This is a genomic window from Nocardiopsis sp. NPDC055824, from assembly GCF_053616335.1.
The window spans coordinates 1-7,818 of the sequence record NZ_JBSHDN010000257.1 but is presented as its reverse complement, the minus strand read 5'-3'; the positions used below and the strand labels follow the sequence as shown (position 1 = coordinate 7,818).

General features: G+C 74.0%; 6 protein-coding genes. 4 read left to right on the top strand and 2 right to left on the bottom strand.

What is annotated here, in order from left to right:
* Positions 1-36: 36 nt before the first annotated feature.
* On the bottom strand, positions 37-738 hold the full coding sequence (locus ACWGL3_RS29375; RefSeq protein WP_267944530.1) for a pentapeptide repeat-containing protein: 702 nt from the start codon (positions 736-738) through the stop codon (positions 37-39).
* A 44-nt stretch (positions 739-782) separates the two neighbouring features.
* Entirely contained in the window at positions 783-2,357 is a 1,575-nt protein-coding gene (locus ACWGL3_RS29370) for a PucR family transcriptional regulator (RefSeq protein ID WP_452462035.1), read from the bottom strand.
* Between the two features lie 244 nt (positions 2,358-2,601).
* Here ACWGL3_RS29370 and ACWGL3_RS29365 point away from each other — a divergent pair, with 244 nt between their 5' ends.
* From ACWGL3_RS29365 to pucD, 4 genes are read left to right on the top strand one after another with little or no spacing between them, the layout of a single operon-like run.
* On the top strand, positions 2,602-3,471 hold the full coding sequence (locus ACWGL3_RS29365; protein WP_267944532.1) for an FAD binding domain-containing protein: 870 nt from the start codon (positions 2,602-2,604) through the stop codon (positions 3,469-3,471).
* A complete protein-coding gene (locus ACWGL3_RS29360; protein WP_267944533.1) occupies positions 3,462-3,977 on the top strand; it encodes a (2Fe-2S)-binding protein in 516 nt (171 codons plus the stop codon). Before ACWGL3_RS29365 ends, ACWGL3_RS29360 begins: the two co-directional genes overlap by 10 nt.
* Complete coding sequence (locus tag ACWGL3_RS29355; protein ID WP_267944534.1) at positions 3,974-5,356, top strand: 8-oxoguanine deaminase; 1,383 nt, start codon at positions 3,974-3,976, stop codon at positions 5,354-5,356. The genes ACWGL3_RS29360 and ACWGL3_RS29355 overlap by 4 nt, the downstream gene beginning before the upstream one ends.
* Positions 5,356-7,788 (top strand): xanthine dehydrogenase subunit D, encoded by a 2,433-nt coding sequence (gene pucD / locus ACWGL3_RS29350; RefSeq protein WP_267944535.1) that lies wholly within the window; start codon positions 5,356-5,358, stop codon positions 7,786-7,788. Before ACWGL3_RS29355 ends, pucD begins: the two co-directional genes overlap by 1 nt.
* Positions 7,789-7,818: the final 30 nt, after the last annotated feature.

Genomic DNA, 7,818 nt, shown 5'->3' with positions numbered 1-7,818 from the left:
TCCGCGAGGTGCGCGACGGCCCGGCCCGAAGGGCTCCTACTCCACGACGGTGATGCCGAGGGCGCCGAGGATGAGGCCGGCCTGGGCCGGACTGATGTTGGCCCCCCGCAGGTACCCCGCCTGGTCCAGGCCGAGCTCGCCCAGGTCGGCCCCGCGCAGGTCCGCGCCCGCGAATCTGGCGTTGACCAGGTTGGCGCCGCGCAGGCGCGACTCCTTCCACACGGTCTCCCGCAGGTCGGCGCTCGCCAGGTCGGCCTCGTCCAGGCGCAGGCCCTCCAGCGTGCGGCCGCGCAGCGAGAGCCCCTTGCAGCGGGCCAGCATCATGTTGCACTGGGAGAACGTGTAGCCGATCCCCCGCAGCGAGGTCAGCCCCGCGCCGGTGAGCCGGCACCCGGTGAACACCGTGTCGGTGAGCAGCGCGCCCTGCCAGCGGGTGTTGGCGAGGTCCATCCTCTCGAAGCGGGTGTCGGCGCACTCCGCCCCGGTGAAGAGAGCCCCGGGCGCCCCTCCTCCCGTGAACCTCGCGCCGTCCAGGACGGCGCGCTCGAACCGGGCGCCGTCCATGCGGCAGTCGGCGAAGACGGCATCGGTCAGGTCGGTGTCCCTCAGGTCGGCGCCGGAGAGGTCGCACCGGGTGAACACGCGCGGGGCGGATACGGCGTCGGCCAGGACGTCGCGCAGGTCGGAGTCGGACAGGTCCGCGTCCGTGGTCTCTGGAGAGGAAGGGTCGGTACTCATCGCGAGGACCCTAGCGGTCGCCGGTGACATCCGGCGCCGTCCCCTCAGTCGCGGAGCTTGAGGGCGAGGAACAGGTCCACTCTGTGCTCCAGGCTGCTCAGGTCCCGCCCGGTCAGCTCCTCCACCCGTCCGATCCGGTACCGCAGGGTGTTGACGTGGACGTGCATGGCGGCGGCGCAGCGCTGCCAGGAGCCGGAGTGGGCGAGGAAGCGCTCCAGGGTGTCCACCAGCTCGGAGCGGTGGTCGCGGTCGTAGGCGAGCAGCGGTCCCAGGAGGCGCTCCCGGTAGGAGGCCTGGACCTCCTCGGGGACCGAGGCGAGCAGGAGCTCGTGGGAGTCGATCTCGGCCCCGGCGATCACGCGGGACCGTCCGCCCCGGAGCTCGGCCAGCCGCCGGGCGTGGCGCGCCTCCACGGCGGCGCCGCGCAGCTCGGGGATGCCCCGGGCGGCCGAGCTGAGACCGATGGCGAGGCGGTGGTCGAGCAGGCCGCCGTCCAGCACCCGGGCGCGGTGGAGGAGCCGGGCGCGGATCTCCTCGGCCCGCGCGCGGGCGTCGGTCCCCGCGCCGGCCACCGGGAGGATCGCGAGGGTGTCGGTGTCCCCGGTGACGACGGCGCCGGGGTGGTCGGCGACGAGCTCGGTGACCACCCGCCGGGGCAGGTCGGGCACGCGGGGCTCGGGCAGCATGACGGCGCTCACGACGACGTGGCCCCCCTCGTCGGCGCCCGTGGCCGTCCCGGTTCCGCGCATCAGCTCGGTGACCTCGTCGAAGCGCTGTGCGGCCAGCAGGCGCGGCAGCCCCTCCAGGTGGCGCGCGTCGGCCAGCGCGCGTTCGTCGGCGCGGCTGCGGGCGAGGCCCGCGACGGAGGCGAGCTCGGCGACCGCCTCGTGCTCCTCGTCGGTCCAGGCGGTGTGGTCGCCGGCGCAGACCATCAGCCAGGTGGCGAGGGGGTGGGACTCCTTGGTCTGGACGGGGACCACGGTCAGGACACGGCCCCCCTCCTCCGGCAGGCGCGTGGTGTGCGGGAAGTCCTGCCAGGTGAGCGCCTTGGCGGCGATCCACTCGCGGTCGGCCTCCGGCAGCGGCGCCCCCGAGGAGGCGACGTGGCGCCCGGTGGAGGAGATCACCCAGGCGGTCCGCCCCTCCTGCGCGGTGGCGGCGGTGAGCGCGTCGGAGAAGTCGGCCCCGGCGGCGACGTCGGCCATCAGCCGGCGGTGGCGGTCGCGGGTCTCGGCGATGGTGGTGAAGCGGCGCTGGGTGAGGGAGCGCAGCACCTCCTCGGTGACCGCGCCGAAGGACGTCTCCGCCGGAACCTCGACCAGGGGGATGTCGTAGGCCCGGCAGGCCTCCACCAGGTCGTCGGGGACCTCGCCCAGGGCGGTGCCGGCCCCCAGGGCGACGGCGCCGGCCCCGACCACGGAGGACACGAAGGCCTCCGAGTCCTGGGGGCGGGTACGCCACATCATGCCCGTGAGGACGAACTCCCCGCCGCGCAGGTAGCGGGCCGGGTCGAGCAGATCGGTGGTGTACGCCCACCGCAGGGTGCGGTGCGCGTGCTCCGCTCCCGACAGGAACCTCAGGTGCAGCCGCTTGATGGCGAGCAGCTCACTGATCTGCATTGACGTCCTTCTGTGCTTGTGCGGACGGGTGTTCGCCCGTGACCGGTGGGCGGCGGTGGGAAGGTTTTTCGGAAACGCCGCTTGTAGGAAACGCCCAACCCTAACGGTTCGTTCCAGGATCACTTCATGTCATCACGTTCTGGCCGGGCCCGTGTATCGGTGTTGTACTTCACAACAGCAACGGACCGAGCAGGGGTTGCGCGCCCGCCGACGACCTGACCGAACCCCGACGACGAGGACCAGCATGGAATTCCTGAGCCCCTCCACACTGGAGGAGGCGCTCGAAGCGAAGAGCGCCCATCCCGACGGGCTGCCCATCATGGGCGGCACCGACGTCATGGTGGAACTCAACTTCGACAAGCGGCGCCCGGCCGCCCTGATCGACCTGACCCGGATCCCCGAACTGGCCGAGTGGGGCGCCGAGGACGGCTGCACACGCCTCGGCGCGGGTGTGCCCTACACCCGGATCATCGAGCACCTGTCGGCGGCGGCGCCGGCACTGGCCAAGGCCTCCCGCTCGGTGGCCTCCCCGCAGATCCGCAACCGCGGCACCGTGGGGGGCAACCTTGGCGGCGCCTCCCCCGCGGGGGAGGCGCACCCGCCGCTGCTCGCCACCGACGCCGTGATCGAACTGGCGTCGGTGCGGGGCAGGCGCCGGGTGCCCGCCCGGGAGTTCTACCTGTCGTTCCGGACCACGGCCAGGCGTGACGACGAGCTGATCACGGCGGTCCTGCTGCCCGAGCCGTCGGGGCCCCAGCAGTTCGCCAAGATCGGCACGCGCAACGCGATGGTCATCGCGGTGACCTCCTTCTCCCTGGCGCTGGACGCGGAGCGCAGGACCGTGGGCACCGGCCTGGGCTCGGCCGGCCCCACACCGCTGCGGGCCGAGGCGGCGGAGGAGTTCCTGGCCGGGGAGTTCGACTGGGAGGGCGGCGCACCGCTCCCGGAGGCGGCCGTGCGCCGTTTCGGGGAGCTGGTGGCCGCGGCCTCCCGTCCCATCGACGACCAGCGGGGCAGCGCCGGGTACCGCAGGCACGCGCTCTCGGTGATGGCGCGCCGCGCTCTGAGCTGGTCCGTCACCGACTACAGGAAGGAAGCCACGCGATGCGCGTGAGTTTCAACGTCAACGGCGAGGACGTGACCGCCGACAACGTGTGGCCGGGCGAGAGCCTGCTGTACGTGCTGCGTGAGCGGTTGGGCCTGCCGGGCAGCAAGAACGCCTGCGAGCAGGGCGAGTGCGGTTCGTGCACGGTGTACTTCGACGGCGTGACGGCGTGCTCGTGCATGATCGCCGCCGGGCAGGCCGAGGGGCGCCGCGTGCGTACCGTGGAGGGCCTGGCGCAGGGGTCGGGCAAGGGCCCCGAACGCGAGCTGGGCACGGTGCAGGACGCGTTCGTCGAGGCGGGGGCGGTCCAGTGCGGCTTCTGCACGCCGGGGCTCCTCGTCCAGACCGACGACCTGCTGGAGCGGACCGTGGGGGCGGGCCTGCCCGCTCCGGACGACGCCGAGATCCGGGAGGCGCTGGCGGGCAACCTGTGCAGGTGCACCGGGTACGAGAAGATCATCGACGCGGTGCACCTGGCGGCCGAGCGCCATGCGGGAACCGGGGGCGGGGCATGAGCGCGGCGGACACCGTGGCGGGGACCGGCCGGGCCGTGGTCGTGGAGGGCGCGCACGTGGTCACCGTCGACGGGGCGGAGTACGCCGACGGCCACGTGGTGGTGCGCGACGGGAGGATCACCGCCGTGGGCGCGGGCCCGGCCCCGGCGGCCCCGGGCGCCGAGCGCGTGGACGGGCGCGGGTGCCTGGCCACGCCGGGCCTGGTGAACACGCACAACCACCTCTACCAGTGGGCGACGCAGGGGCTGTTCGCCGACGGCACGCTCTTCGAGTGGCTGGTGGGGTCCTACGAGATCTGGGGCCGCCTGGACGCCGCCGTGGTCTCGGGGACGACCTCGGCCGGGCTGGCCCACCTGGCCCTGTCCGGGTGCACGACCGCCTCCGACCACCACTACATCCACCCCTCGGGGCGCGGGGACATCGTGGCCGCCGAGGTGGAGGCCGCCCGCGAGGTGGGGGTGCGCCTGGACCTGGCCCGGGGGTCGATGGACCGGGGCCGGAGCCAGGGCGGACTGCCCCCGGACGGCGTCGTCGAGACGCTGGAGGGGGCGCTGGCCGGGACCGCCGCGGCCATCGACGCCTACCACGACCGCGCCGACGACGCGATGACGCGGGTGGCCGTGGCCCCCTGCTCGCCGTTCTCCGTCTCGCGGGAGCTGATGGTGGAGGGCGCGGCGCTGGCCAGGGACAGGGGGGTGCGGATGCACACCCACCTGGCGGAGACCCTCGACGAGGAGGAGCAGTGCCTGGCCGAGTTCGGCTGCACCCCCGTGGAGTACGCGGAGAAGCTGGGCTGGCTGGGCGAGGACGTGTGGTTCGCGCACGCCGTGCACCTGTCCGACGCGGCGATCGCGAGGATCGCCGCGACGGGCACCGGCATCGCGCACTGTCCCACCTCCAACGCCCGCCTGGGCGCGGGGATCTGCCGGGTCACCGAGCTGCTGGACGCGGGCGTGCGGGTCGGGCTGGGCGTGGACGGCCCCGCCTCCAGTGAGCTGACGCCCCTGGCGGGGGAGATGCACCAGGCCCTGCTGATGGCCCGTGCCCGCAAGGGCCCGCAGGCGCTCAGCGCGCGCCAGGCCCTGGAGATGGCCACCCTGGGCGGTGCCCGGGTGCTGGGCCGCGACGCGGAGCTGGGCTCGCTGACGGTCGGCAAGCTCGCCGACATCGCGCTGTGGCGGGTGGACGGGTTCGGCTACGACGTCGTCGCCGACCCGGTGGTGGCGGCGGTCTTCGGCCCCACCCCGCCGCTGGAGCGGCTCTGGGTCGGCGGGAGCACCGTCGTCGACCGCGGCGAGCTCCGCACCCTGTCCGCCGAGACGGCCGCCGCGCGCGGCCGGGCCGCGCACCGCGCACTGACACAGGAGGTGAACCGCTGATGGCGGCGACGACCCGTACCGTGACCGGCCTGACCAGCACCACGAAGGACGGGGTGGGCGCGAGCCCGCGGCGTCCCGACGGGACGCTGAAGGTGACCGGTGAGTTCGCGTACTCCTCGGACATGTGGATGGAGGACATGCTGTGGGGGGCGACCCTGCGCAGTCCCCACCCGCACGCCGAGATCCGCGGCATCGACGTCACCGGGGCCCTGGAGGTTCCGGGTGTGCACGCGGTGCTCACGCACGAGGACGTGCCCGGCGAGAAGCGCTACGGGCTGGAGTTCCAGGACCAGCCGGTGCTGGCCTTCGGCAAGGTCCGCTACAAGGGGGAGCCGGTCGCGGTGGTCGCCGCCGACCACCCGGAGACGGCCCGGCGCGCCATGGAGCGCATCCGGGTGGACTACGCGGTGCTGGAGCCGGTCACCGACTCCCGGCGCGCGGCGATGGACCCGGACTGCCCGCCGGTGCACGAGGCGGGGTCGCTGCCCGAGCACCCCGAGTTCAACCAGCGCGGCAACCGGCTGCGCCACCAGCCGATCCGCACGGGCGCGTTCGCCGAGGCCGCCGGGGCGGCCGCCCGCGAGGGCGCGGTGCTGGAGAGGCTGCGGTCGGAGGCCGCCGTGGTGGTGTCCTCCGAGTACGAGGTGGGCATGCAGGACCAGGCCTTCCTGGGCCCGGAGTCGGGGATGGCCGTTCCGGCGGAGGACGGCGGGGTGGACCTGTACGTGGCCACCCAGTGGCTGCACGTGGACCAGCGCCAGATCGCCCCCGCCCTGGGGCTGCCGCAGGACAAGGTGCGGCTGACCCTGGCGGGCGTGGGCGGTGCGTTCGGCGCGCGCGAGGACCTGTCGATGCAGATCCACGCCTGCCTGCTGGCGCTGCGCACCGGCAGGCCGGTCAAGTTCGTGTACAACCGCGAGGAGTCCTTCTACGGGCACGTGCACCGGCACCCGGCGAAGATGCGCTACGAGCACGGCGCCTCGTCCGACGGCAGGCTGCTGTACGCCACGGCCGAGGTGGTCGTGGACGGCGGCGCGTACGCGTCGGCGACTCCCGCGGTGGTGGGTGTGGCGTCCTCGCTGGGCATCGGCCCCTACGAGGTGCCCAACGTGCTGGTCGACGCCTACGGCGTGTACACGAACAACCCGCCGTGCGGCGCGATGCGGGGGTTCGGCGCGGTGCAGGCGTGCTTCGCCTACGAGTCGCAGATGGACAGGCTCGCGGCCGAGCTGGGGATGCACCCGGTGGACCTGCGGATCAAGAACGCGTTGTCGCAGGGCTCGCGGATCATCACGGGCCAGGAGATCGACATGCCGCTGCCCATGGCGGAGATGCTGCAGCGCTGCCGCGACCTGCCGATGCCGCCCGAGCGCGGGGCGCTGCCCGACCCCGGCGACCTACGCACCCTGCCCGGCGGGGTGGCGGGGACCACCCGCGGCGAGGGCGTGGTGCGCGGCGTCGGCTACGGCGTGGGGCTGAAGAACCTGTGCTTCTCCGAGGGCTTCGACGACTACTCCACCGCCCGGGTGCGGCTGGAGGTCGTGGCGGGCGAGCCCGTGGTGATGGTGCACACCGCCGCGGCCGAGGTCGGCCAGGGGCTGGTGACGGTCAAGGGGCAGATCGCCCGGACCGAGCTGGGCGTGGAGAAGGTCGTCATCCACCCCTCCGACACCCAGGTGGGCTCGGCGGGCTCCTCCTCCGCCTCTCGCCAGACGTACATGACGGGCGGCGCCGTCAGGACGGCGTGCGCGTCGGTGCGCGCCGCCGTGTTCGCCCTGGCCCGCGAGCGCGGGCTGGTGCCCGGCGACCTGCCCGACACCGACCTGGCCCTGGCCGGCGGCAAGGTGGTGTCGGCGACGGCCGGAGCGCTGGTGTCGCTGGCGGACCTGCTGGGCGAGGCGGCGCAGGGCGGTGTGGTGGTCGAGGAGACCCGTGAGTTCCACCACCGGCCCACCGAGATGCTCGACCCGCTGCTGGGCCAGGGCGCCTCGCACACCCAGTTCGGGATGTGCGTCCACCGCGCCGTGGTGGACGTGGACGTGGACCTGGGCCTGGTGAAGGTGGTGGCCCTGGACGCGGTGCAGGACGTCGGCAAGGTGATGCACCCTCAGCAGCTGGCCGGGCAGATCCAGGGCGGGTCCGCCCAGGGCCTGGGCCTGGCGCTGATGGAGGAGATCCTGGTGGAGGACGGCGTGATCCGCAATCCGTCGTTCACCGACTACCTGATCCCGACGATCCTGGACACGCCCCCGATGCGGATCGAGGTCCTGGAGCATCCGGACCCGCACGCGCCGTACGGGCTGCGGGGCGCCGGCGAGCCGCCGACGCTGTCGTCGACCCCGGCGGTCGTCGCCGCGGTGCGCGCGGCGACGGGGCGTCCGCTGACGCACGCACCGGTGCGGCCGGAGGACATCGTGGGCATCGACCTGTAGCCCGTCGGGGCGCGGTGGGCGGGGAGCCCC